Raw genomic sequence first — 25682 nt, 5'->3', positions numbered from 1 at the left:
TTTTGTGCTTTGTTTAACGACGAATGTTTTCCTGCCGCTTTCCTTGTTCTTTTTTTCCTTGTTCTTTCTTTTCTTCTTCTTTTGGTTTCTGGTAGTCAGGATGGTCTAAATCGATGGTCCAGTCTTCTTCCAGGTCCCAGTTCGATTTGATATTGATCACTTTAGGAAAGTAGAATACCTTTTCCGGAGCCAGCTTCTTTTCAAAGCTCCCGCCATCCCATTTTCCGTTTCCGTTGGAATCGATAATCAGTTTTGCCTTGTATTTGTCTGGTTTCAGAAAATCAAGGCGGATTTTGCCTTTTTGTTTTGAGTCGATATAAAGTTCTTTCACAAGTGCCTCCTTGTCGTTGTTTTTTACTAACTGAAGAATGGCAGTGGTATCGACTCCGCTCAAATTGAAGATGGCTGTACCATAATGGTCGGCTGACTGTGTTTTAAAGCTGGCTGATAAAGGTTGGTTGTACAATCCGGTAAAGGTAGTGATGCTTGCCGAGTCAATCATTAGTCGATAAGTGCTGGCTTCGGCTACTTCGTATTCGATGATGAATTTGCGTTTTGATCCTTCGACGGCCTTTATGCTGATTGCTTCCGTGGTATGGGTAGAATCGTCAATGACTTTTTGAAGGTGGAAAACCGTATCATTGAAGGCTTTTACCGGTGCTGGCATGGTCACCAAAATGGGTTTGTTGAGATCGAAGTTGTTGGCTGTCAGGTTGGTGTTGATGCTGAATAGTCCATGTTCCTTGTCGGGTTCCTCCTCTTTTTCTTTTTTAATTCTCGAAGGCTTATTCTTTTTGAAATAAAATAGATCAAGGGTATCGGTTTTACTAATCGGCAAACCTGTTGAATCGGAGACGGTGTAGCTAAGTTCGAGATAAAGTGAATCGTTTCCGGCAATGAGGGTGTCGGTAATCCATACGTTCAGGCTGTCACGTTCTTTGTTGAATTCGGTATAAAGTACATCTGTTTCAGTTTTAGGCAGAAGATTGAATCGAAACGAATCGGTGAGCGCTTCGGAAAAAACAAGCGAAAATTGATCGGGCGCTTCACGTTGATAGTTATCGAGAAATTGTAAGTATTCCTCTTCGGTGAACAGGAACTGGTAAATACCCATGGGGGAATATTCGGTATATCCATTGCTGATTACAGTATCTCCTTCATTGATCAGGGTGTCGATTTGCGCGACGAAACGGGCTTCCGGCTTTAAGAGTGAGTCGGAGAAGCTGATTTGTTCATAGTTGTTGTAATAGTAGTTATTGTCTGCATCAACCAGGCCAAACAAACGGTAAGTACCTTCGGCCAGGTTGTCGAACATGAAAAAACCTTCCTTGTTGGTTTTGGCAATGTAATCGGGAACCAACGAGGTGAAGAGTGAATCTTCGTCGATCGAATAGAGGGTTGCCATGGCATTTTCGACCGGTTCGAGCGTAAAGGCATCGAGCAGATAACCGCTGATGCGCAGCGTGTCAATCTTGTCGTAAGTTGAGAACAGCATCCGGAAGCTTTCGATTTGATTTCCTTCGTTGTAGTCCTTGATTCCATCCTGAAAATCGAAGGAATAGGTACGGCCGGGAATTAAGTCTTCTTTTAATTGAATGACGATGCTTTTTCCTTTGGTTTTGATTTCGCTTTTTGCGGCCAGTGGTGGCGAGATTACCAATTTATTGTTCAGTTCGGTGGCAACAACATATTCATCAAAGGTAAGCCTGACTTCTTTTCCTTCGTAATTGGTTTCAAAAGGTTGAGGATGGCTGTTGATTACCAGTGGCGGAATGGAATCGCGTGGCCCCCCGCCGGGACCGACTCCCTGATTGGCACATGAATTGGCCGAGAAAAAATAGGCAAGTATCGATGCTGCAATAATCAGCCGGGCAATGACAGTTGTTCCGGGAGTCTTTATATTCATTCTTCTAAATTTATTATTTTCAATGGAGCTTCATCGTTTCTCCGTTTTCAAGGCAACTCGTATTTAGAAACATTGTTGTGATCTGCCAGCTGGCAGACCCGGCTCGTTGCGTTTTTCCTGTTTAAAAAAAGCGGTCGAAGGCAGGTGTTACCTCTTCCTTTTCGATTGTCATCTCGTCGCAATTGAGGTTGATGTCGAAATTTTCAGGGCCTTCAAATTCAAAGTGTTCACTGTAATGCAGCGTAGAGTCGGCAAATACTTTCTTAAAAAAGCGGCCGAAAACCGGCAAAGCCATGTTCGAACCCTGTCCGCGGGTGATGTCTTCAAAGTGTATGCTTCGATAATTGGCTCCGGTCCAAACGCCGGCTACCAGTTCAGGGGTATAGCCTACAAACCATCCGTCGCTCTGATTTTGTGTGGTGCCTGTTTTCCCTGCAAAGGGCGTACTGAAACCTCCATATTCTTCAAAAACGCCATATTTCGACACCAGCCTGATTCCTGATCCTTCGCGCACCACATTCTGCAGCAGGTTGGTCATCAGGTAAGCCGTCTCTTCGTTGATGGCATCGTGTCGGCGGGGTGAAAAAGTAGCCAGCAGGTTACCGTTTTTATCTTCAATGCGCTGTACAATCAGTGGTGTAGTATAAACACCCTTGTTGGGAAAAACAGCGTAGGCTGCAACCATTTCATAGAGGGTAATTTCGGCTGTTCCCAGAAACATGGAAGGAACAGCAGGAATATCACTGTAAATTCCCATGCGTTGCATCACTCCTCTCATCGATTCGGGGTTGTATTGTTTCATTACCCAGGCCGAAACCTGATTGACTGAATTGGCCAGGCCCCAGCGCAAGGTCACCATTTTGCCATCAAACTCCGACGAACCCGAGTTTTTTGCCGTCCATGTGGTTCCATCATCAAGTATGAAGGTTTGCTCCACATTGGGGACTTTTTTACAGGGTGAAAGTCCGTTTTGCATGGCCAGCGTATACAAAAAGGGTTTGCAGGTTGATCCTACCTGCCTTTTATAAGTTGAAGAGCGCACCATGTCGATTTCGGTAAAACCATAAGCCGAACCACCCACCCAGGCTTTCACTTCCCCTGTGTTAGGATCCATGGCCATGAACGATGAGCTAAGATGTTTCAGGTAGTACTTAATCGAATCGAGGGGCGTCATAATGGTGTCCTTATATCCTTCCCAGGTATACACCATGAGGGTGTCGATGGTGTTGAAATTCTTTAGTATGCGCTCGTTGGTCAGTCCTTTCTGTTTTAACGAGCGGTAACGATGACTTCGGAATACCTCATTGTTGAGGTTTTGCTGAACCTGATCGTCGGAAAGATCGTTCGAAAAAGGAGGGTTTCTAAAATTCTTCACATGGGCATCCAGTTGAGGCTGAAGCTGACGAAGATGGGTTTCAACTGCTTCTTCGGCATATTGTTGCATCCGGTAGTCGATGGTGGTGTAAATCTTGAGTCCGTCAACGTACAGATCGTAGGGTGTACCATCAGGCTTCAGGTTCTTGTTACACCATCCGTAAAGCGGGTCGTTGAACCAGGCCACTGAATCTTCGTGGTATTTTTGAACCGAACGGGCCGAGTTGCCATAATTGCTGCGCTCAGGTTGATTGGCAATCATGGTGCGTTCGAGGTATTTTCTGAAATAAGGAGCCGAGCCTTCTTTGATTCCACTGCGGTTAAAGTGAACGTCGAGTGGTTTTATGCGGGTGCTGTCGAACTGTTCGCGATTGATGTAGCGGTTTTTCAACATTTGTCCCAATACAATGTTGCGCCTTTTCATGGCAGCATCTTCTGAACGAACGGGGTTGTAATACGACGGGTTCTTCAGCATTCCAACCAGCATGGCGGCCTGGTGCAGTTCAAGTGAATCGGGATTGGCATTAAAGTAGGTCTGCGAAGCGACCTCAATTCCGAAAGCTCCATGTATGAACTCAAACTTGTTGAGGTACATGGTAATGATTTCTTCTTTGGTATAGCTGCGTTCGAGTTTAACCGCAATGATCCATTCCCTGAATTTTCTGACTACCAGCTTCAGTCCGGAATTGCTTTCACGCGGGAATAAAAGTTTGGCCAGCTGTTGCGATATGGTGCTTCCCCCTCCCGAACTGGTATTGTTGGTCACTACTCCCTTTACCACACGGCCCAGTCCCCTCAAATCGATGCCCGAATGCTCATAAAAACGCTCATCTTCGGTGGCTACCAGGGCGTTTACCAAATGTTGCCCCAGATCGTCGTATTCGACCAGGGTACGATTTTCACTTTTATAATATTTGTGCAGGAGCTGGCCATCGCTGGTAATTATTTCGGAAGCAATCGTATATTTTGTGTTTTCAAGCTGATCGAAGCTGGGCATAAAACCCAGTTTGCCGGCTGTGATCATCCAGAAAAATACGATCATTGCTATGACCATCGTCAGGGCGAGACTCCATAACACGATGATGTAGGTACGAAATGATTTCTTTTCAGTTTCCATCTGGTAAAATTTGTACAAAGATAATGAAATATCACACTGCGTTCTGATTCTGCTTCGTCGTGAAAATTATTTAAAAATAATTTCTGTTTCAAACTAAACAATACAATATATATTGTATTGTAATGATTTAAATAAAAAAATAATTCACCGTTGAATGCAGAAAAATTTTGATGTTGCTTTCTGAAATGCTTTAATTTGCAGATTAATTTGCAATCTGGTAAGTGCAAAAATTACAAGCTGCAAACTGTTTGGTCGTTGTATTACAGCGCATTAGACTTTTTTGCAGGAGAATTTTCACGAAAAATCGTATATGGTAGAGAACTTAGTTATTGTTGAGTCACCTGCAAAGGCGAAAACTATCGAGAAGTTTTTGGGTAAGGATTTCCTTGTTAAATCGAGTTTTGGTCACATTCGTGATCTCGAGAAAAAGGGATTCGGAATAGATATTGAAAACAATTTTAAACCCAAGTACATTGTCTCGACCGACAAGAAAGCTGTGGTTAAGGAATTGAAACAGCTGGCAAAGGAAGCCAAAACGGTATGGCTCGCATCTGATGAGGACCGCGAAGGAGAGGCGATTGCATGGCACTTGCTTGAAGCGCTCGAACTGGATGAGAAAAAAACCAGGCGCATTGTTTTTCATGAAATTACGAAAAATGCCATCCTTGATGCAATTCAGCATCCGAGGCCCATCGATCGCAATCTGGTAAATGCCCAGCAGGCTCGCCGGGTACTCGACCGCCTGGTTGGTTTTGAAGTCTCGCCTGTTTTATGGAAAAAAGTAAAGCCACAACTTTCGGCAGGCAGGGTGCAGTCGGTGGCTGTGCGTTTGATTGTCGAAAGAGAAAGAGAAATACTCGCTTTCAAAGCCACATCGGCTTTCAGGGTGACGGCTGTGTTTAAAGTGAAGGACAGCGAAGGCAGAGAGAGTGAAATGAAAGCCGAATTGAACAAACGCTTTAACACCCGTGACGAAGCCAGGGCTTTTCTCGAAAAATGTCAGGCAGCCGATTTCAAAGTGGCAGAAGTGAGCAAAAAGCCGCTTCGCCGAAGCCCGGCAGCTCCCTTTACCACTTCAACGCTTCAGCAGGAAGCCAGTCGTAAGCTGGGATACTCGGTTTCGCAAACCATGAGCATTGCCCAGCGCTTGTACGAAGCAGGTAAGATTACCTACATGCGTACCGACTCGGTCAACCTGTCGTCGCTGGCCATTAATACAGCCAAAGCAAAAATCGAAACACTTTATGGTGAAAAATATTCGAAGATAAGGCAGTATAAAACCAAGAGCAAGGGAGCCCAGGAAGCCCACGAAGCCATCAGGCCCACCTACATGGACAAGGACAGTGTTTCGGGGAGCAATCAGGAGCAACGACTGTACGACCTGATCTGGAAACGTTCGGTAGCTTCGCAAATGAGCGATGCCGAACTCGAAAAAACGACCATTAGCATTGGCCTTTCCACTGCCAGCGAAAAATTTGTTGCTACCGGTGAAGTAATCCGATTTGATGGTTTTTTGAAGGTATATCTCGAATCGACCGATGATGAAGAGGAAGGACAAAATGGAAATGATCTGCTGCCACCCATTCGTGAAAATGATTCGTTAACGCCCGTAAGCATTCTGGCAGCCGAGCGTTTCACTCAGCGTCCAGCCCGCTATACCGAAGCCAGTTTGGTGAAAAAGCTCGAAGAACAGGGGATCGGACGTCCTTCGACTTACGCCCCAACCATTACCACCATTCAAAATCGTGGCTATGTGGTAAAGGAAGACCGTCAGGGAAGCGAACGCGACTTTATCACGCTTGAACTTCAGAAAGAAAAAATTACAGAGCAGGTTAAAACGGAAACTTTTGGTAATGAAAAATCAAAACTGTTTCCTTCCGACATCGGCATGGTGGTGAATGATTTTCTTTTAAAGAATTTCGAAATCATTATGGATTACAATTTTACAGCCAGTGTTGAGGAACAATTCGATACCATTGCTGAAGGAAATACCGAATGGGATAAAATGATTGCCGATTTTTACAAGCCCTTTCACCAATCGGTTGAAGAAACGCTTGAAGTGGCAGAAAAAGCCAATGGAGAGCGTATTTTGGGCACCGATCCCAAAACCGGCAAACAGGTTTCGGTTAAAATTGGTCGTTACGGTCCGCTGGTTCAGTTGGGCGAAACCGGAGATATTGAAACCGACGAGAAGCCTAAGTTTGCCAGTCTTCAGGCAGGCATGCACCTCGAAACCATCAGTCTCGAAGAGGCCCTTGATCTCTTTAAACTGCCACGCGATCTGGGCGAATACGAAAGCAAAAAGGTAACGGTTGCGGTTGGACGTTTTGGCCCGTACATTCGTCACGACAACAAATTTGTTTCGCTCGAAAAAAGCGATGATCCCTTAAGCATCGACTTCGACCGGGCCATTGAACTAATAGAAGCCAAGCGCGAGAAGGATAGAAAAGCAGTCATCAAGGTTTTTGATGAAGAACCTGAACTTCGGCTGCTGAACGGTCGCTGGGGACCTTATATTTCTTTTAAAAAGAAGAATTATAAGCTGCCTAAAGGATGCGATGCAGCATCGCTGACACTGGACGATTGTATGAAAATAATTGAAGAGGGAGGCAAAACGAAAAAAGCACCCCGAAAGAAAAAATAATTATTAATCCATTTAAAGGCAGGCCAAAAGGTTTGCCTTTTTTGTGAATAGTATTATTTTCAGGCATTATTTCGATGAAAGTAAGCGATGGTTAGAGATCAACTTGCCGAAATTCTCAATTTCTTTGAAGCGGTCAATCTCAAAGATTTTGAAAACAGTGCTTATCTGCACGACGACACCTCGTTGGGTAGCGCGTTGGTAATCAATAGTTCAGTGCGTCCGATTCCGGCCGATGCGCACTTCGAAATGGCTTTTGTTTTTATAAATCAACACCTCGATGTGTCGGGGAAAAATAACAGTGCCCCGCAGAAAATCAGAGAAGAGCTTTATCGTTTAAAGCGCTTTGCCTCGATTCGAATTGCCGATTTGGGAAATCTTAAAACGGGGAAGAATATTCACGAAACCCAGTTTGCCCTGCAGGAAGTAAGTGCCCTTCTTTTTCAATTAAAAGTGAATGTGGTGGTGGTGGGAGGATCGCAACTGCTTACCCTGGGAAGTTTCAGGGCCTTTAAAGAATTTGAAAATAACATCAATCTGGTTGCTGTCGATTCGCGCATTGACCTCGCCACTTCAGAGCACTCGGTGCAGGAATGCAATTACCTTAATGCCATTATCGACGATGAAGCCGCTTTTGTTTACAATATTGCGGTGTTGGCTTACCAGTCGTATTTTGTCAATAAAATTCAGCTGAAGCGCCTTGCTGAATTGTACTTTGAACACTACCGGCTTGGCCTGGTACGAGAAAAAATCGAGCAATGTGAGCCGGTTCTGCGCGATGCCGATCTGGTGAGTTTTGATATTTCGGCTATTCGCATGGCCGATGCGCCGGGGCAGAAGGATGGATCGCCCAACGGGCTTTTTGCTGACGAAGCCTGTCGGCTTACCCGCTATGCCGGACTGAGCGACCGGGTACGATCGTTGGGCCTTTATGAAGTCGATTCGGAAATGGATCCGCAGCGGCAAACCGTAAAACTGGCGGCGCAGATGTTATGGTATTATATCGATGGTTATGTACACCGGAAACACGATTATCCGGCATCATCGCTTAGTGAGTGTACAAAATATGAGGTGCAAATAGACGAAATTGACTTTCCTATCGTTTTTTACAAAAGTAACAAGTCCGACCGCTGGTGGATTGAGGTCCGTCAGTTAACTGCCGGGGAAGCGCATTCTGAGACGGTTTTGGCAGGCTGTACTGCCGATGATTACAGGCAGGCATGCCAAAACGAAATCCCCGAAAGATGGTGGCTTAACTTTAAAAAATTGAAATAAAAAACGCACGAATGAAAAATAGGAAAGATAATGTCTTATTTTTGTTAATATTGTGGCCATTCTGCAAGGGTGAGGATGCTTATATGAAAAAAATATTTTCTTTTTTTATTTTGTTTATATTGGTTAATTTAGCAGCTATCGCACAGCAGGAACAATTGTTTAGCAGTTACATGCTGTTGAAACCTGTAACAAATCCGGCATTTACAGGGAGTGGTACTGCCATTAACGCAGTGTTTGTAAACCGAACCATGCTTGCCGGAATAGGCGAAGGAAAGCCGGTTACCTCGGCTTTTGGGGTGGAAGCACCCGTTGACATTTTGGGCTCAAAAAGCGGTTTGGGGATCGTGATTATGAGTGACGCACTGGGTTTTTTCGACAATGTCAATGTCGATTTGAGTTATGCCTATCATCATTCGCTCGAAGGTGGAAGAATTGGAGGAGGACTTACTGTTGGACTGAATAATTACAGTATAATGCCTGAATATCTCTTACCCGACGGCGATTCGTGGAGCCAGGGCGATGAATATTTTCCCAATCAGTACTCAACACTTTCTGTTGGGCTGGGATTGGGTGTGTATTACGAAACATCGCAATATTACCTGGGAGGAGCAGTAGCCAATATTAATCAACCTAATGTGGTTTATGCCGAAGACAAAAGTAAGCCGGAGGTAAATGTGGGCTATTATCCCGCAACATACTATTTAAACGGAGGATACAATATTGCGCTGCCAGATCCGTTATTTGACTTGCAGCCAACATTTCTCTTACGAACTGATTTGGCAATGTATATGCTCGACTTGAACGGAACTGTATATTACAACAATAAATACTGGGCTGGTTTTGGATTAAGATTATCACCCGGAAATTTAGCAGCAACAAGTCTGTTGGCCGGCCTCGAGCTGGTAAACGGATTAAAAGTAGGTTATGCACTTGATGTGAACTTTGGTGGTTTGATGTACGGAGGAGCCACCTCACATGAAGTAATGGTGACTTATTCGTTTAGTGTTGATACAAAACGTGACCAAAAATACAAGAGTGTTAGATACTTGTAGGATTAGAATTATGTTGTTATGAGAAACTATAAATTATTTATTCTGCTTCTGGCGATCGTTGTGATGGCTGGTTGTAGTCAATCGGGAGAGAGTGGTGAGCTGATCGGGGCTACTCAGTCCAGAGGTGGTTGGTTTGAACCGGTACCCTATGGAATGACCTTTGTTCGAAGAGGTGCGCTGCGCATTGGTCCCAGTGATGAAATTCCCGACGGATCGATCAATCCCACAAGAACAGTGTCTATCGATGCTTTCTGGATGGATGATACCGAAATCACCAACAACGAATACCGCCAGTTTTCAAACTGGGTACGCGATTCGATTGCACGCACCCTGCTCTACAACAGTTCAAATCCTAATGCGCAGTACTATGCCAATGTCGATGAAAATGGCAATTACCAGAGCTTAAACTGGGATGAGCCGATCGACTGGGAAGATACCCTCAGTCTGGAAGACATTTTTGTACCGGCAGGAGAGCGCTTTTTCGGGCAGCGTGAAGTGGATGCCCGCAAACTGTTCTTCGACTACGCATGGATCGACTTTAAAAAAGCAGCTCAGCGCCGAAACAGCTATAACTACGAAACACAAAGCTATGGCGGCGGAATCGACAGCCGTGCCGATTTCATTGTTCGCGAAAAAACACACATCTATCCCGATACACTCTGCTGGATCCGCGACTTCACCTATTCCTACAACGAGCCATGGACCAGCAAATATTACTGGCATCCCGGCTTCGACGATTATCCCGTGGTGGGTGTTAACTGGAAACAGGCCAAGGCTTTCAGCCAGTGGAGAACCAAAATGCAAAACGAATTCTTTTCATCAATTGGCGATGCCACCGTTCAGGATTATCGCCTGCCTACCGAATTTGAATGGGAGTATGCAGCCCGTGGTGGTCTGCAAAATTCGATGTATCCATGGGGAGGCTATTATTCGCGGAACCAAATGGGCGAATTCATGGCCAACTACAAACCAATGCGCGGTAATTACATCGAAGATGGCGGCCTGGCAACCATGAAGGTAGCCGAATATCCACCCAACGATTACGGTCTTTACGACATGTCGGGTAACGTAGCCGAATGGACAAGCACCGCTTTTGAAGAACTTGCCCCTGAAATGATCAGCGAACTGAATCCCGACTTTAAATACGATGCGCTCGACAGTGACCCTGCCGCTTTGAAACGAAAAGTGATTCGCGGCGGTTCATGGAAAGATGTAGGCATGTATTTGCAGGTTTCAACCCGCACTTTTGAATATCAGGATACCGCCACCTCCTTCATTGGTTTCAGGTGTGTACGGTCATCTTTTGGAAACGATTTCTAACAGTTAATAATACGACAATGAATATTGGTGATTTTTTGCATTCGAAACGGTGGAAGCTCATGCAGAACTATATTTATAGTTGGGGAGCTTCGGTGGTATTGATTGGTGCACTTTTTAAACTGGAGCACCTGCCTGGTGCCAGTGTATTTTTGGGAGTAGGATTATCGATCGAGGCAATCATCTTCTTCATTTCAGCATTTGAGCCGCTAATGGAATTACCCGACTGGAAAGTGGTTTATCCGCAATTACGCACCGGTGAGGAAAAAGATCGTGAGCTCAAACGTTACGAAATACAGGATAAAAAATACGATCATTTCTTTGGTAGCGGAGGCAGCGGAGGCGGAACTTCAATCGCCGGCCTTCCACAGGAACAAATCAACAGCCTGAAGGAAAGTTTCGAGCAGTTAAATAATACTGCGAAGGGGCTTAAAAACATAAGCGATGCAAGCGCAGCAAGCGAAAGCTTTGTGCGAAATATAAACGAAGCTTCCTCTTCGATAGGTGCAGTGGTCGATGCGAATAAGAAAGTGTCGGCTGTTATGGAAGAAAGCGTAAATGAAATTGCCGGAAGTTATTCATCAACAGCTCAAGAGCTGAAAAGCTCTTTCGCCAAAGCAAGCCAGGGTATTGATCATACCATTGGACAAATGACATCAACGCTCGAGGGTGCTACGCGCGGCATTAAGGAATCGGGTGAAAAAGCAGCCCGTTCACTCGAAAGTTCAGGGCTCGGATTTGCTGAAAAAATCGATCAGTCGGCTGCACAGCTGAATACTTCTTATGGTGAATTAAGCGCTACCTTATCGAAAGGCTTTAAAGGCATCGAAAAAACAAGTGGCGATTATGGAACGCAACTTGAACAACTGAACAAAAACCTGGCAGCCATCAATGCAGCCTATGAGCTACAACTGAAAGGTTCAGGCAAGGTAGAGCAAATGATGAATGAGTACAGCAAAGGAGTTGACGAAGTAGGTAAACTGCTTGTGACCTCGGTGGAAGAAGCCAGGAAATTCAATCAGAATACAAAAGAGATCAACCAAAATATACAGGCATTGAACGACATCTATGGAAAGATGCTCGGTGCGCTGAATGGTAAAAGGTAAAGCAGGAGTTTAGCTTATGGGAACGAAGAATTGTCCGGAAACCCCCCGGCAGAAGATGATCAACATGATGTATCTGGTGCTGACGGCCATGCTTGCACTGAATGTGGCCGCAGAAACACTGTATGCATTTAAAATTGTTGATGAAAGCCTGATGCAAACTTATCTGAGCTTCACCGATAAAAACAAAACACTGATCAGCGATTTCGAACAGGCCTACGACTTGAACCAAAGCAAGGTAGAGCGCTGGATGAACATGGCCAACGAGGTCCATCAAAAAAGCGATTCGCTGGTTAGCTACATTCTTGAAACAAAGGAAATGCTGGTATATGGTGCCGGAGCCGAAGTAAAGGATCCGGAGGATGAACTCTCTGAAGAGTTTCCATACATTATTTCACGGAAAAACGACACGATCGTGCTGCAGCGTCAGGATGATCTGAATGTTTCGCCTGAAATAATGCTTACCAAAGGACGGGGCGAGGACCTGCAAAAGAAAATTCAGGATTATCGCGCTGAATTGATAGAGATTGTTAAAAATAACCCAAGCATCATACAAAATCTTGAATCATCGCTCGATGTGGACGATCCCGAACGGAATGAACTGAAAAGCGACGAATTGAATTCACGCAGCTGGGTACGCCGAAATTTCGAAGCAACCCCGGTGATTGCCAGTATCGCGTTGCTTTCGAAACTGCAAATCGATGTGCGCAATGCCGAATCGGCAGTGCTTCGTCATTTGTACAATCAGATCGACGCCTCATCATTTAAATTTACCGGCTTAAGTGCCAAAGTGATCCCCGAAGCATCCTACATATTCCAGGGGCAGGAATACAAAGCACGCATCTTCCTTTCGGCCGAAGATTCGACAAACGATCTTACCGTTTACATGGACGGAAGAGAAAGCCCTCTTCCCATCGAAGGCAACGAAGCTATTTTTTCGATTAAACCCGATCAGCCCGGCGAGTACAATTATAGTGGCTATATAAAGTACAAAAATCCCGATGGAGAAGGTGAAGGCATTAAACCCTTTGAATTTAAATTTGAAGTGGCCAAACCGGCGGTAACCATTTCTCCAACCAAGATGAATGTGCTTTATAAGGACCTTCAAAATCCTGTAAGTATTTCCGTCCCCGGTGTTCCCAATAGTGCGCTGCAACCCGTATGTACCAACGGGAAAATGTACCAGAGTGGTGATAACTGGATCGTAGAACCGGCCGAGCTCGATTACGAAGGCCTGAATACCCGGGTGATTGTGTATGCCGATATCCAGGACGAAAAACGCTCGATGGGAGAAATGGTGTTCAGGGTGAAAAAAGTACCCGATCCAAAAGCAATGATTGCACGAAGAGCTACAGGTTCAATCCCACGCGAAATGTTGAGAGTGCAGGTAGGGGTGTTTGCCGTTCTTGAAGATTTTGACTTCGACCTAAGCTTCGAAGTAACGAGTTTTGATTTGTCGGTACCAACTTCAGGCGGTTTGACGCAAACACTTCATTCAAACAGTTACCGTTTTACCAACGAACAGAAGCAATTGTTGAACAGTCTGGGCGCTGGAGATAAAATATCGATTGAAAATATCAGAGCAAGAATTGCCGACGACGAGGAGGATGATGAACGCCAGTTGTCACCAATAATTTTAACAGTACAATAAGAAAATGCTAAAAACCCATGGGTATGAAAGCTATCATTAAAATAACACTTTTATTCTTGTTGCCACTTTGTGGATTTTCACAGGATGGCGTGAGGTTCACCGATAAATTTGGTCCCTTTCACGATACCTATCAACAAGAAAATGATTTTACAAACCGTGAGTATGTGAAGTATCCTTTTGTGCGCGAAGCCGATGTGCTTTGGTCAAAAGTAACCTGGGAAATCATCGACCTGAGGGAGAAGATGAACCTGCCGCTATATTATCCGACCGATACCCTTCACCGGCGCAGGAGTTTGATCAATGCCATCATCGATGGAATCGATCAAAATCAATTCAATGCCTTCAAAGTGCCCTTGAAAAACAATGCCTTTGAATTCGATCCCAATAATATCTTTCTGAACACGCAGGATATTAAGGACATCGGCATGCAACAGGAAATTGTTCCTGTTGAAATAAGGCCGGGGGTTACCCGCGACTCATTGATCACCATTCGCTGGAAGTCGGAAGATATCAAACAGGTACTGGTTAAAGAGGTATGGTATTTTAACCGGAAAGATTCAAAGCTACACAGCGAAATTATCGGCATTTGTCCTATCAGGGAATACATGGTGAATGGAATGATGCGCCGTCAGCGCCTCTTCTGGATTTACTATCCCGATGCAAGAGCTTATTTGTCAACAGTTCCGGTGTACAGCCAGGTGAGCGATAAGCCGCTTTACTCGTACGACGATGTATTCGTTTACCGCTATTTTAATTCCTATTTCGTACAGGAAGCCAACGTGTACAACGACAGGATGATTACCGATTATGTGATGGGGCGCGAAGCACAGCTTGAATCACAACGTATTAAAAACGAAATATTTAATTTCGAGCAGGATCTGTGGGAAAACTAGAAAGAAGCTGAAATATTGTTTTTCGATAAAAGCCTTATGGAAATACCATAGGGCTTTTGGCTTGTAAGCAATAGAAAGCAATCGCGAACGTTATTCACACATACTTTGACTATGTATCGCCATAAAACAACATATTATCTGTTTTTTCTGATCACGCTGTTGATGGGCGCGGGATGCAGTGAGGATGTTGTAGTGCATGAACTACGGGGCAAGGCACGTGCCCCCTGGTTCGAACCCGTACCCTACGGAATGAGCTACATTAAGCAGGGAACCTTTAAAATTGGGGTGAGCGACGATAATATTGACCAGGCACTGGTCCCCATCCGCAACTTGTCGGTGCAGTCGTTCTGGATGGATGAAACCGAAATTACCAACAACGAATACAGGCAATACCTGCGCTGGGTAAGCGACTCAGTGGCCGCTACGCTTACGTTTAAAGCAGGTATTGAATATTACATGGCCACCGGACGAAACAATCAGATACTGGAGCCTCCTGTAGTCGATCGCTTAAAAATTTCGGACATCTGGACCGATCAGCGGGAAGATGTGGCAGAAGCCTTGCAGCCGATTTTTTATCAGGGCGATGAAAGTTTTTATGGTCCACGGGAAGTCGATTACCGGAACATTAGCTACAGCTATGCCTATATCGACCTCGAAAAGGCAGCCAAAAGGGCCAATTCCTATAATTATGCCACGCAAAGCTATGAGGGAGGGATTCAGAGCCGTCAGGATTTCATTGTGAAGAAAGAGGTGCCGGTTTATCCTGATACCCTGGTTTGGATTCGCGACTTCACCTACTCGTACAACGAACCCTGGACATTGAAATATTTTCACCATCCGGCCTTTTATGAATATCCGGTAGTGGGAGTAACATGGGAACAGGCCAATGCATTTTGTCACTGGCGTACCGAGCAAAAGAAGAACTTTCTGGGACGCCATGGAATCCTCCCGGTTCATTCGTACCGCCTGCCTACCGAAGCTGAGTGGGAATATGCAGCAAGCGGAGGTCGCCTGAATGCTAAATATCCCTGGGGAGGATATTACACACTAAATGATAAGGGCTGTTACCTTGCCAACTTTAAACCCAAACGTGGCAACTACATTGCCGACAGCTATACGTCGGCTAAAACAATGAAGGTGGGTACCTTCGATCCCAATGACTTCGGCTTGTACGACATGGCCGGAAATGTGGCAGAGTGGACCAGTACCGCCTTCGATCCGGCAGGCTATGAGCTGATGCACGATATGAACCCCGAGTACCGCTACGATGCAGACTCCGGCGATCCGCCGGCCATGAAGCGAAAAGTAGTACGGGGAGGCTCATGGAAGGACGTAGCCTATTATCTTGAAGTAAGTACGCGCGATTTTGAATACCAGGATTCCGCTTCGAGTTATGTGGGCTTCCGTTGCGTAATGAATGCCATCGAGGACGAACGAAAAGCTTACGAATAGTTGCGCGTTGCTTTATGAGTTGTCAGGCCGCTTTTTTCCCGGCTTCTTCTTTTTCTTTTTCTTCTCCACCGAAAAACCAAACTTTCCAATTTTCTGACCAAGTCTGAAATAAGCCCCGTGATTATAAACCAGCGGATTGGCACTGGCCAGATCAAAGCGACCACTTTCAGTATCCATGTACTTGTCATCCACCCTGACATTCACGACTTCGGCAAGGAACATGTGGTGAACGCCCAGTTCAATGATGTCTTTCACAACACACTCAATACTCACAGGCGCTTCATTAATGATGGGAGCCTTCACGGTCTTGGCCTTTCCCGGTGTAAGCTGCATCGCTTCCCATTTGTTAAATTTACGACCACTTCGACAGCCGCACCAATCGGTGGCATGGGCCAGTTTCTCGGTGGTGAGGTTAATTACAAAATCATTATTTCGCTTGATGATGTCGTATGAATGTCTTTCGGGCCTCACCGAGATGTAGCACATGGGAGGATCGCTCGAAATAGTGCCTGTCCAGGCAATGGTGATGATATTGTATTCGTCGGGTGTCGAACCGCAGCTTACCATCACTGCAGGCAAGGGATAAACCATGGTTCCGGGTTTGAAGTCAATTTTTCCCATCTTGTTTTTTTAACAAAGATAAAAAGAGATCAGGAATGGGACGCTTTCGTGACGATTCATTCAAAAAATTCAATCATTTAAGTACTTTTGTATGAGAACTTCAAAACAAGAGATATGGAGCACTATCAGGCAGATAACAGACGATACGAAAAAATTCAATACAAACGTTGTGGTCGTTCAGGTATCAGTTTACCAATGATTTCGCTCGGCTTGTGGCACAATTTTGGGGGAGTTGATTCCTTTGAAAATGGCCGAAAAATTATCAGGCATGCCTTCGATAACGGGATTACGCATTTCGATCTGGCCAATAATTACGGGCCGCCTCCCGGCTCGGCTGAAGAAAATTTTGGAAGGGTGATGAAGCTCGATTTTCAGGCTCACCGCGATGAAATGTTCCTATCGACCAAGGCAGGTTACCACATGTGGAACGGACCCTATGGAGACTGGGGATCACGAAAATACCTGATTTCGAGTCTTGACCAGAGTCTTAAACGGTTGGGGCTCGATTATGTCGATCTTTTTTATCATCACCGCCCCGATCCCGATACCCCGCTTGAAGAAACCATGAGAGCACTCGATCAGATCGTGCGCCAGGGAAAGGCTTTGTATGTTGGGATTTCGAATTACTCGGCCGACGAAACCATCGAGGCTGCCCGCATACTGAACGACCTGGGAACTCCTTGTTTGATCAATCAGGTGAAATATTCGATGTTTGTTCGCTGGGTGGAAGAGCACTTGCTCGAAACGGCCGAAGATTACGGAATTGGACTGATTGCCTTTTCTCCACTGGCACAGGGACTGCTTTCAGACAAATACCTTAACGGGATTCCGGCTAATTCGAGAGCTGCCAAATCGTGGGGCTTTCTGAAGGAAGATGATGTAGAAAAAACAATCGACAAAGTAAAAGCCCTGAACAAGATTGCCGAAGCACGGGGTCAGTCGCTTGCCCAGATGGCCATCGCATGGCTGCTCAAAGACCATCGAATTACTTCAGTCCTGGTGGGAGCAAGTTCGGTTGAACAGCTTGACGATAACCTGGGAGCACTTGATTATTTGTTGTTCTCTGCAGAAGAACTGGTAGAAATAGAAACAATTATTAAAAATTAATATCAACAAAGCGCATCAAGTACTACATTAGTACCTGGTATGGATTTTGTTAATGGGAACTGATGGTTGCCACTGAACTGAGCCAATGATTAAGCAGGTGAAATGAAGGCGTTTACAATCGGGGTTTCCTTTATATTATAAAACAGAAAAGGATGAAACATTTAAGATTAAGCTTGTGGCTGGCAATGTTATTATTGCTGGTTGTTGGAGGGTGTAAAAAGGACGGCGAAGAAGACAAGGATTTGGTACCGGTGTTTTTGGTTGAATCGGAGAAATTTACTCCGCCCATTCCTTTAACAGTCGATAACCTGAAGGCGATTCTGGCCAATTATGATGAAGCAGATTTAAGCAGCCTTACTGCAAGGTTGAAATACGACGTAGAAGTTTACAAAATTACTTACAAAACAGCGTTCGAAGGCGATACCATCGAAGCATCGGGTGTTGTGGCGGTACCACTAAGCGACAGCAAGAAAGATGCTTTCCCGGTACTTAGTTATCAGCATGGAACCCTGTTTCAGAAATCGCAGGCTCCCTCGCTGGCTGCCACCAACGACTTCATGACCCTCATAGCAGCTACCGGCATGGTGGTTGTTATTCCCGATTACATTGGGTTCGGGGAATCGGCCCAGGTGCAGCATCCCTACATGCACAAGGAGTACACTGTCAATGCGGTATTGGATATGATCAGGGCTTCAAAAGAATTTATCGCTACCGAAGATCCCTGTGAAACCAATGACCAGCTTTTTATGCTCGGCTATTCCCAGGGAGCGAGTGCAACAGTAGCCGCCTTGTCGGCCATCGAGAACAACAACCTGAATGCCGACATTCATGTTACTGGTGCCGCGGCGGGCAGTGGAGCTTATAACCTGACCCAGTTCCGCGACTGGATCATGGATCAGCAGATTTATGAAAAACCTTCGTTTATTGCTTACATTCTGAAATCGTATTTGAAATATACCGAAATGGATGTTGACTATTCCCAGGTGTTTAGTGAAGAATTTGCCGCTTCGGTTCCTGTACTCATCGACGGTCGTAAATCGGAAGAAGAAGTCAACTCGAGTTTTGGCACCTTTCATATTGGCGAACTCTTTAACGACGATTTTGAAAACGATTCGATCTTTGCCGCAAGTGATGCCTATGCTTCCATGCGGGCAGCATTTGATGCCAATAAAGTCACTTCGTGGCAACTGTCAACTCCGCTTACCTTGTACTACGGTAACGACGATTTGTGGGTTCCCGGAAGAGAGTCGATTCAGCTATACCAGAACTTTCAGAATGACGGAGCCGGATCGAAGGTAAAACTGAAACCGCTTCCCGGTGCCGATCATATTATGGCTTTTCCGCCAACACTGATTGGAGCGCTCGACTGGTTTGCCAGTTTTTAATTGAAATAGAAAAGATACAAAAAGGAGACGGACAACAACCGTCTCTTTTGTTTATCTTTAAAATGAAAATCATAAAACTGCCAGCTATGCTTCTTCCTCAGTTTGTCGATATAGAAACTGCACACCAGTTAGTAAAGAAATTTGCTCACCGCACACCGGTAATGACCAGTGTGAGCATTAATGGTTTTGCAGGTGCTTCGCTCTTTTTTAAATGTGAAAACCTGCAAAAGGTAGGAGCCTTTAAATTCAGAGGGGCAATAAATGCTGTTTTTTCCTTAAGTGAAGAGGAAGCAGCAAATGGTGTGGCCACCCATTCGTCGGGCAACCATGCTGCTGCATTGGCATTGGCTGCGCGTAAAAGAGGAATTCCTGCCTATGTGGTGATGCCTGCAAATGCACCGGAAATTAAAAAGAAAGCAGTAGCAGGCTATGGTGCAAAAATTACTTATTGTGAACCCACACTGGCAGCACGTGAAAGCACGCTGAAAAAACTTATTGCAGCAACAGGGGCAAGCGAAATTCATCCTTACAATAATTTCAAAGTTATTGCAGGCCAGGGTACTGCGGCCAAAGAATTGCTCGAAGAGGTCGGAGCGCTCGATCTTGTATTGTGTCCGGTAGGAGGAGGAGGTTTGCTGAGTGGAACCGCTCTGGCCGTTAAGGCGCTCAGCCCAAAAACGCGTGTTGTTGCCTGCGAGCCGGCTGGTGCCGACGATGCCTGTCGTTCGTTCTATGGCGATCGGCTGGTGCCTTCGGTGCAGCCCAATACCATTGCCGACGGATTGCTTACCTCGCTGGGTGAAATGAATTACAAAATCATTAAGAAGCAGGTCGATGAGGTGGTAACAGTTTCTGAAGCTTCCATCGTTCAGGCCATGCGCATGGTGTGGGAGCGTATGAAAATAATTATTGAACCTTCGTCGGCCGTACCCCTGGCTGCCATTTTAGAGCACAAGGTGGATGTGGCGGATAAGAAAGTCGGGATCATTATCTCAGGCGGAAATGTCGATCTCGAAAGACTGCCTTTCTAATTCTTCCAGCTGGGACGGATGATGCTTCCATTTGCCTCGCTGTTTTCCACTTTCAGGTGAACGTCAATTTCCTGTTGCATTTCTTCAACATGAGAAATTACCCCAACAATACGGTTTTCCCTTCGAAGTGCCTTCAGGGTGTCGAAAACCACGGTGAGCGCTTCCTTGTCGAGCGATCCAAAGCCTTCGTCGAGGAAGAAGAAATTCTGATTCGACTCGGTAATTTTCTGTATGTTGTCGGCCAAAGCCAGGGCGAGCGACAAGGCAGCCTGAAAGGTTTGCCCGCCTGAAAGGGTTTTTATGTTTCTTACTTTTCCTCCATTCATAAAATCACGCACCTCGAAACTGTTGTCATCGGTAATTTCAAGACTCAGCTTTTGGCGGGTGAGCTGGTAAAAACGATCGTTGGCAGCATTGCACAAATTCTGCAGGTACACCGATGAAATGTAATTCACAAAACCACTGCCCTTAAAAAGTGTTTTCATGCGCCGGATGTTTTCGGCACGTTCCAAAAGCGCTTCGTGCTGTTTGGTGAGCTTTGCGAGTTGTTCAAGATCTTCCCCGAGTTGCTTCAACAGGGCATCGGTTTTCCCCATTGTTTTGTTTTTCTGATTCAGGCTTTCATCCAGCGTTGCTATTTCCTTTTTCAGTTCGTTGTGCTTTTGCTCGTTGTAGCTTCGACCGGCGAGTTCTTCATTTAGCTGCTGTTCCTGTTTTTTTGCAGCAGCCAGGGCGTTTTGAAATGCTGTCAGTTCTTTTTTTGCCTTTGGCAGATCGATTTGCTCAGCCAAAATGGTCTTTACCTCAGCCAGCTGCCGATAGGACGATTTTTCCAGTTCTGTTTCAAGTTGTTCGTGCAGTTTTTGTGTACGAACTTCTTCGGCCATGAAAGCTTTCAAATTGGCTTCAATACTGCCCGAAATCTGATCGTATTGCTTACGCAAAAGGGTCAGTTTTTCTGCTTGATTGCTGTACTCTTTTTCAATATGACTGTGCTGCTCGATGAGCCTTGACCGCAACAGACTGATTTCTGAATTTGTTTTCTCCCGAAAGTCATCGGGTGCTAAACGCTTGATTTGTTGTTTCAGAATATTTATTTCGGAAGAATAGCTTGTCTGGCTGGTTTTCAGCTCATCAATTTTTTGCTGATACAATTCCTTGTTCTTGATGCTTTCGTCGAGATCACTGCTAACTTTTTCATATTGGCTTTCCTGAGCTTTTAATTGTTTTTGAAGTAGCTCGGCCAGCTGCAAGGCTTTCGTAACATCCTGCTCACTGGCATAAGCCTTCCATTGAAAAGCTTTATCGTGTTCTTTTCGTTGTTCAACGATGTTTTGTTCTTTTCTCCTGATTAGCTCAAGTTGCTTTTGTTCAACACTGAGCTGGTGTTTCAATTCGCCAGCTTTGACCATCATTTCGCCCAGGTTCTCAACTTCTTTTTCATGGTTTTCGTTGGTTTTTATGAGCTCATTCAGTTTCGTTTTTACACTTTCGGCACTAAAGGGCTCAGGGTGATGCCTGGCTCCGCACAGCGGGCAGGGATCTCCTTCGTTCAACGCTTGTGCATAATTTTCGAGCTCCTGCTGAAGGCGCAGCTGATTAGCGGCTTCGTTATTGGCCTTCATTTTGCTTTTTATTTGGTCAATTTTGTCTTTCAATAGTTGCAGCAAAGCCGGAGCATCGCCGGCAAGCGATGAATCGGTCTGTAGACTGTCAGCCATTTGCTTCATCGCATCTTCAAGCCTTATGCTTTGTTGCCGATGTGTTTGTGCGTCGGAATTGAGTTCTTCGCTTTGGCGAAGCAGGTTTTTATTGGCAAGATGCCAGCTTTGCACCCTGGTTAAAAGTGCCATGTCGGGTTGCTGCGCTTTGATTTGTTTGATGGCCTGATGAAGTGTATTTTTTTCTTTTTGCAAGTGATCGATCTTTTGCTGTGTTGCCTGCTGAATTTTTTCTCCCTTATGCAGTCGTTCCCTGTCGGTATGGAGTTGTTTTTCGAGATTCAGGATGCGTTCGATCTTTTGAATCTCCTCCGCCTGCTGAAGAAGTTGTTCCCGTTGCTCATAGTCCTTTTTGATTTTGGTGAAGCGCTCTTCCTCTACTTTGAGGAGGGTGCTCAACTCCTGCTTTTTCCTGCTTTCGTTTTCGATGTTCGATTTTTGAAGCGCCAGCTGCTGCCTGCTGTTGTCGGCAGCCTCAATCAGGTTTTTAAATTGTAAGAGGCAGTCTTCATACCGACTGATTTTCTCTTCCAGCCGGGCCATTTCTTCCTGTTTCGAACTCAGTTCCTTCAGTTCGCCCTGTACCTTGTTCAGCTTTGTATTTAGGCCTGACAGTTGTTGCCATTGGATCTCTTCAGTTTTCAGTCTTTCAAGTTGTGCTTTAATTTGATCGCTTTCTTTTTTCAGCTGTTCGAGTTGCTGTTCATATACTTTAAGCTGTTCCGGGTCGATGGTTCCCAGCTGCTGTAGCTGACCTTCGGTATGCTGTAGCAGTGCGTTGTTTTTTTGCTCCAGGGCCGCAGCCTTGTGATACAATTCAAATTTCTCAAGATGAAAAAGTTCCTTCATCATTTGGGTGCGGTCCTTGTTCTTTAGCTGTAAAAATTCCTGGAACTGTCCCTGTGGAATGATGATGGTACGTTTGAAATTTTCATAACTTAAACCAATTGCAGCTTCCAACTCCAGGGGTTCGATCGGGATCCACTTTCCTTTTTCCATGCGGTAGGCTGTGCGGTCGAGTGTTTTTACATCTTCGAAACGTTTGCTGTTTCGTCTGCCTTTAACCTCGGCCAAGTACCGGGTTTGCGACTTGCCTGTTTCGAACACAAAGGCAATGAGTAGTTCGTTCGATTTCAGGTTCATCATGTTGTAGTTGCGCTTGTCGCCCGAAAGATTAAGCCGGTCGGTTCTCCCATACAGGGCAAAGGTAATGGCTTCGAGAACGGTAGATTTTCCGCTGCCAACCGATCCGAAAATACCAAAGAGATGAGCGGCAGTGAGCTGTGTGAAATCGATAAATTGTTTCTGTTGATAGGAGTAAAGGCCTTGTATGGTGAGTTCGACGGGTATCATTTGCTTTGGTTTTAGCTGAACTTAAAAATTTGAAGCTTATTCTTCTGAAAGCATTTCTTTAAACAGGTCCATCATGGCTTTGTCGGGGGCCTGACCCCGCGTGTGTTTCACATAGCTTGTGAATAGCGCTTCCATGCTTTGGCTTAAATCGATTTGCTGGTTTTTCTGATTAAGGAGCACTTCGGCATTAAGTACTTCGGGTACAATGCTTATAATACCTGAATGTGCCTGTTGCAGGCGGCGCCTTTCCTGTGCACTTAAAAAATTATCCGAAACCATTGTCAGCTCAACCAGGGCATCCTGGTTTTCAGTAAGCCAGTTGATGGCTTCATCCATGCTGTATGCTTTTTTGCGCAACAGAGGCTTGCCGCTGGTTAGCTCAATTTTTTCAACCCGTGCTGTTTTTCCCGGCTCAACATCGGCAAGCAGCACGTATTTTTTTTGCATGGCCTCGGCAAAACTGTACGACAAGGGGCTTCCACTGTAATACATTGCTTTATCGTCGCTTTCGTCGATGGCATGCATGCGATGCAAGTGTCCCATGGCGGTATATTGAATTTGTGCCGGTACATTTTCGCTGTAAATGGCCTGGGCGCCTCCCACGTGCAGAATGGGCTTTTCATCGTCGGGTTCATCGGGAGGGCTTGATCCCTTTTTAATCATAAAAAGGTGACTGAGCAGCAGGTTAACGCCCTTGTTGTCGCAATATTTGTCGGCCAGTTGTTGCCAACGTTCCTGGAGCAGCTGTCGCAAGGCTTCGTCACTGTTCTCTTTTCCAAGGTACGATTTCAGCCTGAACTCGTTGGCATAAGGGGTAATGAGTATACGCAGTGGATCTTCACTGGCCGGAAGCTTCAGTTCGATAAAACCCCGCTCGCTTTGTAATACTTTCAGTCCTGAATCGAGTTCAAAAGGCTCAATCAGAATATTGGGATGGCCGGCAAAAACGATCCCGCATTCGCGGGCCAGCGGATCGGGAGCTTCAATACGGTCGGGTGAGTCGTGATTCCCTGCGATGGCGATTATCGGACGCTGTCCGTTTTTCGACATCTTTTTCAGTGCCTGGTAAAACAGGTCGACGGCTTCGCCTGGCGGATTAAAAGTATCAAACAAATCGCCTGCAACAACGATCACATTGGCCTTGTGCAGGCTTGCAATCCGGTCAATTTCATCGAGTAAGGCGCGCTGTTCTCCAATACGAGAGTAGTCTTCCAGTCGTTTTCCCAGATGCCAGTCTGAAGTGTGTAATATTTTCATGCCCGAACTTTGCTAAGTGCTTGTTTTTGTGAGATGGATAAAATAGTTTCTTCGCTTGTTATTGCATTGATTTGTTTTGCTGCCACCTTAGTCTCTCATGGTAGATGACTACTGTTGGCTGACAGAGCGACTAAGTTATCAATAATTGGGCAGATGGTATAAGAATGAATAACAGAAAAGTGCTTTGTGCTCAAATAGCGTTCTACCCGGGTTGGTCTTCAATTGATCGATCTGATAAAAAAAAGGAAAAGGGCACCATTTGGTACCCTCTTCGTTTTGCGGCTAACTCTTATTAAGAGGATCGCCCTTGTCCCCCCCGTGAAGGGATGTGGATGTGTGTGTTCTTTTTTATTCTTCAGTTTCGTTTTCATCTTCAGTTTCGCCATCGTCTTCAGAATCATCATCATCTTCAGAATCGTCATCGTCTTCCTCGTCAACATCGTCACCTTCCTCATCAACGTCGTCGCCAGGAAGTAGTTCGAAATTCACGATGGTTTCAGCTTCGGCACTTACGACAACATTGGTAAGCGTGTCACTAAGGAAGTCATCGTGTGTGCACACTACAGTGTAAGTTCCTTCGGGCAGTCCAATGATTTTGTATGCACCATCTTCGTCGGTAAATGTACTGGCCGAATCATTGTTAGAATCTTCATCTTCATCATTCTCGTCATAGTCTCCCGACTTCATGCTGTCGTCGTCTGCTCCTTCTTCGCTTTCATCATCATCGATGTCGTCGTTTTGACCAGGAATGAATACTTCTACCATTGCATTTTTGACAGGAGTACCTGTTGAATCGGTAACAGTACCTTCAACACTTCCGGCATGTTTCATGTAAATACCACGTACCACGGGTTTGAAGATGAAACCGTTAAAGGTGCCTTTCTTGAAATTGCCCTTTACAATAAAGGAGCGACTCAGGTCGAAGTCAAGCAATACATCGGAACTTTGGCCTGCTTCGATGTATACCGATGGTTCAATTTTAATTTTCAATCCACTGGCATCTCCACTTGGAACTTTCAGGTCGTAAGTCGATCCATCGTTCAGGGTAATGCTGGCATCAACAACATGCAGCCTGATTAAGTCGTAGTTTCCGGGGTCAAGATCAGCCGTACCCAGTACCTCAGTCACTCCATTGGTCAAATCGAGCAAATCAATTGTTACAGTCTCATTACTTATAAAGACAAAGGAATCGTGACCTTCATCCAGACCCATCTCGGCCTGTTTTCTGATCTCTACCCTGTCGATTGTTACTTCAGTGCTTCCAACCATGTCGATGGGGAAAGGAGCATCGGTAATGTGTACATTGAGTCGCCCTTTATCTTCTGGGATCATATGCTCCTCATTGTTACAACTTACCAGTGCCAACGCACTTAAAGCAAATACAGTAATCATTAATTTCAAATGTCTCATAGCTTTATTGTTTTAA

Annotated in this window: 17 protein-coding genes; 11 read left to right on the top strand and 6 right to left on the bottom strand. The window is 45.3% G+C overall.

What is annotated here, in order from left to right; genetic code table 11:
* Window positions 1–13: 13 nt before the first annotated feature.
* On the bottom strand, window positions 14–1906 hold the full coding sequence (locus FHS86_RS00180) for an Ig-like domain-containing protein (RefSeq protein ID WP_429409875.1): 1893 nt from the start codon (window positions 1904–1906) through the stop codon (window positions 14–16).
* Window positions 1907–2027: 121 nt separating this feature from the next.
* Window positions 2028–4397 (bottom strand): penicillin-binding protein 1A, encoded by a 2370-nt coding sequence (locus tag FHS86_RS00175; protein ID WP_429409873.1) that lies wholly within the window; start codon window positions 4395–4397, stop codon window positions 2028–2030.
* Window positions 4398–4707: 310 nt separating this feature from the next.
* On the opposite strand from FHS86_RS00175, the gene topA reads away from it, so the two are divergent.
* The 8 genes from topA to porK (FHS86_RS00135) all read left to right on the top strand — a co-directional run bounded on the left by topA (window position 4708) and on the right by porK (FHS86_RS00135) (window position 15781).
* The gene (gene topA / locus FHS86_RS00170; RefSeq protein WP_429409871.1) at window positions 4708–7041 is read left to right on the top strand and encodes a type I DNA topoisomerase; all 2334 of its coding nucleotides are present in this window, start codon (window positions 4708–4710) and stop codon (window positions 7039–7041) included.
* Between the two features lie 87 nt (window positions 7042–7128).
* Complete coding sequence (locus tag FHS86_RS00165) at window positions 7129–8313, top strand: arginase family protein (protein WP_429409869.1); 1185 nt, start codon at window positions 7129–7131, stop codon at window positions 8311–8313.
* A gap of 11 nt (window positions 8314–8324) precedes the next feature.
* Window positions 8325–9365 (top strand): PorP/SprF family type IX secretion system membrane protein, encoded by a 1041-nt coding sequence (locus FHS86_RS00160; RefSeq protein WP_429409867.1) that lies wholly within the window; start codon window positions 8325–8327, stop codon window positions 9363–9365.
* An 18-nt stretch (window positions 9366–9383) separates the two neighbouring features.
* Entirely contained in the window at window positions 9384–10685 is a 1302-nt protein-coding gene (gene porK, locus FHS86_RS00155) for a T9SS ring complex lipoprotein PorK/GldK (protein ID WP_429409865.1), read from the top strand.
* Between the two features lie 59 nt (window positions 10686–10744).
* The gene (porL, locus tag FHS86_RS00150) at window positions 10745–11788 is read left to right on the top strand and encodes a type IX secretion system motor protein PorL/GldL (RefSeq protein ID WP_429409863.1); all 1044 of its coding nucleotides are present in this window, start codon (window positions 10745–10747) and stop codon (window positions 11786–11788) included.
* A gap of 16 nt (window positions 11789–11804) precedes the next feature.
* Window positions 11805–13436: a type IX secretion system motor protein PorM/GldM gene (gene porM, locus FHS86_RS00145; protein ID WP_429409861.1), complete on the top strand. Its 1632-nt coding sequence runs from the start codon at window positions 11805–11807 to the stop codon at window positions 13434–13436.
* Between the two features lie 23 nt (window positions 13437–13459).
* Complete coding sequence (gene porN / locus FHS86_RS00140) at window positions 13460–14329, top strand: type IX secretion system ring subunit PorN/GldN (protein WP_429409859.1); 870 nt, start codon at window positions 13460–13462, stop codon at window positions 14327–14329.
* A 111-nt stretch (window positions 14330–14440) separates the two neighbouring features.
* On the top strand, window positions 14441–15781 hold the full coding sequence (gene porK, locus FHS86_RS00135) for a T9SS ring complex lipoprotein PorK/GldK (RefSeq protein ID WP_429409857.1): 1341 nt from the start codon (window positions 14441–14443) through the stop codon (window positions 15779–15781).
* A 12-nt stretch (window positions 15782–15793) separates the two neighbouring features.
* On the opposite strand, the gene FHS86_RS00130 is transcribed toward porK (FHS86_RS00135), so the two are convergent.
* On the bottom strand, window positions 15794–16402 hold the full coding sequence (locus FHS86_RS00130; protein WP_429409855.1) for a flavin reductase family protein: 609 nt from the start codon (window positions 16400–16402) through the stop codon (window positions 15794–15796).
* A 114-nt stretch (window positions 16403–16516) separates the two neighbouring features.
* Between FHS86_RS00130 and FHS86_RS00125 the strand changes: the two genes are divergently transcribed.
* The 3 genes from FHS86_RS00125 to FHS86_RS00115 all read left to right on the top strand — a co-directional run bounded on the left by FHS86_RS00125 (window position 16517) and on the right by FHS86_RS00115 (window position 19925).
* Window positions 16517–17509: an aldo/keto reductase gene (locus tag FHS86_RS00125; protein ID WP_429409853.1), complete on the top strand. Its 993-nt coding sequence runs from the start codon at window positions 16517–16519 to the stop codon at window positions 17507–17509.
* A 152-nt stretch (window positions 17510–17661) separates the two neighbouring features.
* Window positions 17662–18894, top strand: a complete 1233-nt coding sequence (locus FHS86_RS00120) for an alpha/beta hydrolase family protein (RefSeq protein WP_429409851.1) — start codon at window positions 17662–17664, stop codon at window positions 18892–18894.
* A gap of 86 nt (window positions 18895–18980) precedes the next feature.
* Complete coding sequence (locus FHS86_RS00115; RefSeq protein ID WP_429409849.1) at window positions 18981–19925, top strand: pyridoxal-phosphate dependent enzyme; 945 nt, start codon at window positions 18981–18983, stop codon at window positions 19923–19925.
* Here the strand turns inward: FHS86_RS00115 and FHS86_RS00110 are convergent.
* From FHS86_RS00110 to FHS86_RS00100, 3 genes are all read right to left on the bottom strand, one after another.
* The gene (locus FHS86_RS00110) at window positions 19922–22999 is read right to left on the bottom strand and encodes an AAA family ATPase (RefSeq protein WP_429409847.1); all 3078 of its coding nucleotides are present in this window, start codon (window positions 22997–22999) and stop codon (window positions 19922–19924) included. The genes FHS86_RS00115 and FHS86_RS00110 overlap by 4 nt on opposite strands.
* 36 nt (window positions 23000–23035) lie before the next feature.
* Window positions 23036–24256, bottom strand: coding sequence for a metallophosphoesterase family protein (locus FHS86_RS00105; RefSeq protein ID WP_429409845.1), 1221 nt, complete (start codon window positions 24254–24256; stop codon window positions 23036–23038).
* 348 nt (window positions 24257–24604) lie between these two features.
* Window positions 24605–25666, bottom strand: a complete 1062-nt coding sequence (locus FHS86_RS00100) for a DUF4382 domain-containing protein (RefSeq protein ID WP_429409843.1) — start codon at window positions 25664–25666, stop codon at window positions 24605–24607.
* Window positions 25667–25682 lie beyond the last annotated feature (16 nt).

Source organism: Roseimarinus sediminis, assembly GCF_050433125.1.
Classification (GTDB): domain Bacteria; phylum Bacteroidota; class Bacteroidia; order Bacteroidales; family Prolixibacteraceae; genus Roseimarinus; species Roseimarinus sediminis.
This window is presented reverse-complemented; position numbering and strand designations above follow the sequence as displayed.

Excerpts from the sequence above, each read along its gene's own strand:
- porN (WP_429409859.1), top strand. The coding sequence starts at position 13,460 with ATGAAAGCTATCATTAAAATAACACTTTTATTCTTGTTGCCACTTTGT.
- porL (WP_429409863.1), top strand. The coding sequence starts at position 10,745 with ATGCAGAACTATATTTATAGTTGGGGAGCTTCGGTGGTATTGATTGGT.
- FHS86_RS00100 (WP_429409843.1), bottom strand. The coding sequence starts at position 25,666 with ATGAGACATTTGAAATTAATGATTACTGTATTTGCTTTAAGTGCGTTG.
- FHS86_RS00110 (WP_429409847.1), bottom strand. The coding sequence starts at position 22,999 with ATGATACCCGTCGAACTCACCATACAAGGCCTTTACTCCTATCAACAG.
- FHS86_RS00160 (WP_429409867.1), top strand. The coding sequence starts at position 8,325 with ATGAAAAATAGGAAAGATAATGTCTTATTTTTGTTAATATTGTGGCCA.
- porK (WP_429409857.1), top strand. The coding sequence starts at position 14,441 with ATGTATCGCCATAAAACAACATATTATCTGTTTTTTCTGATCACGCTG.
- FHS86_RS00115 (WP_429409849.1), top strand. The coding sequence starts at position 18,981 with ATGCTTCTTCCTCAGTTTGTCGATATAGAAACTGCACACCAGTTAGTA.
- FHS86_RS00180 (WP_429409875.1), bottom strand. The coding sequence starts at position 1,906 with ATGAATATAAAGACTCCCGGAACAACTGTCATTGCCCGGCTGATTATT.
- FHS86_RS00165 (WP_429409869.1), top strand. The coding sequence starts at position 7,129 with ATGGTTAGAGATCAACTTGCCGAAATTCTCAATTTCTTTGAAGCGGTC.
- porM (WP_429409861.1), top strand. The coding sequence starts at position 11,805 with ATGGGAACGAAGAATTGTCCGGAAACCCCCCGGCAGAAGATGATCAAC.
- FHS86_RS00125 (WP_429409853.1), top strand. The coding sequence starts at position 16,517 with ATGGAGCACTATCAGGCAGATAACAGACGATACGAAAAAATTCAATAC.
- FHS86_RS00175 (WP_429409873.1), bottom strand. The coding sequence starts at position 4,397 with ATGGAAACTGAAAAGAAATCATTTCGTACCTACATCATCGTGTTATGG.
- FHS86_RS00130 (WP_429409855.1), bottom strand. The coding sequence starts at position 16,402 with ATGGGAAAAATTGACTTCAAACCCGGAACCATGGTTTATCCCTTGCCT.
- FHS86_RS00120 (WP_429409851.1), top strand. The coding sequence starts at position 17,662 with ATGAAACATTTAAGATTAAGCTTGTGGCTGGCAATGTTATTATTGCTG.
- topA (WP_429409871.1), top strand. The coding sequence starts at position 4,708 with ATGGTAGAGAACTTAGTTATTGTTGAGTCACCTGCAAAGGCGAAAACT.
- porK (WP_429409865.1), top strand. The coding sequence starts at position 9,384 with ATGAGAAACTATAAATTATTTATTCTGCTTCTGGCGATCGTTGTGATG.
- FHS86_RS00105 (WP_429409845.1), bottom strand. The coding sequence starts at position 24,256 with ATGAAAATATTACACACTTCAGACTGGCATCTGGGAAAACGACTGGAA.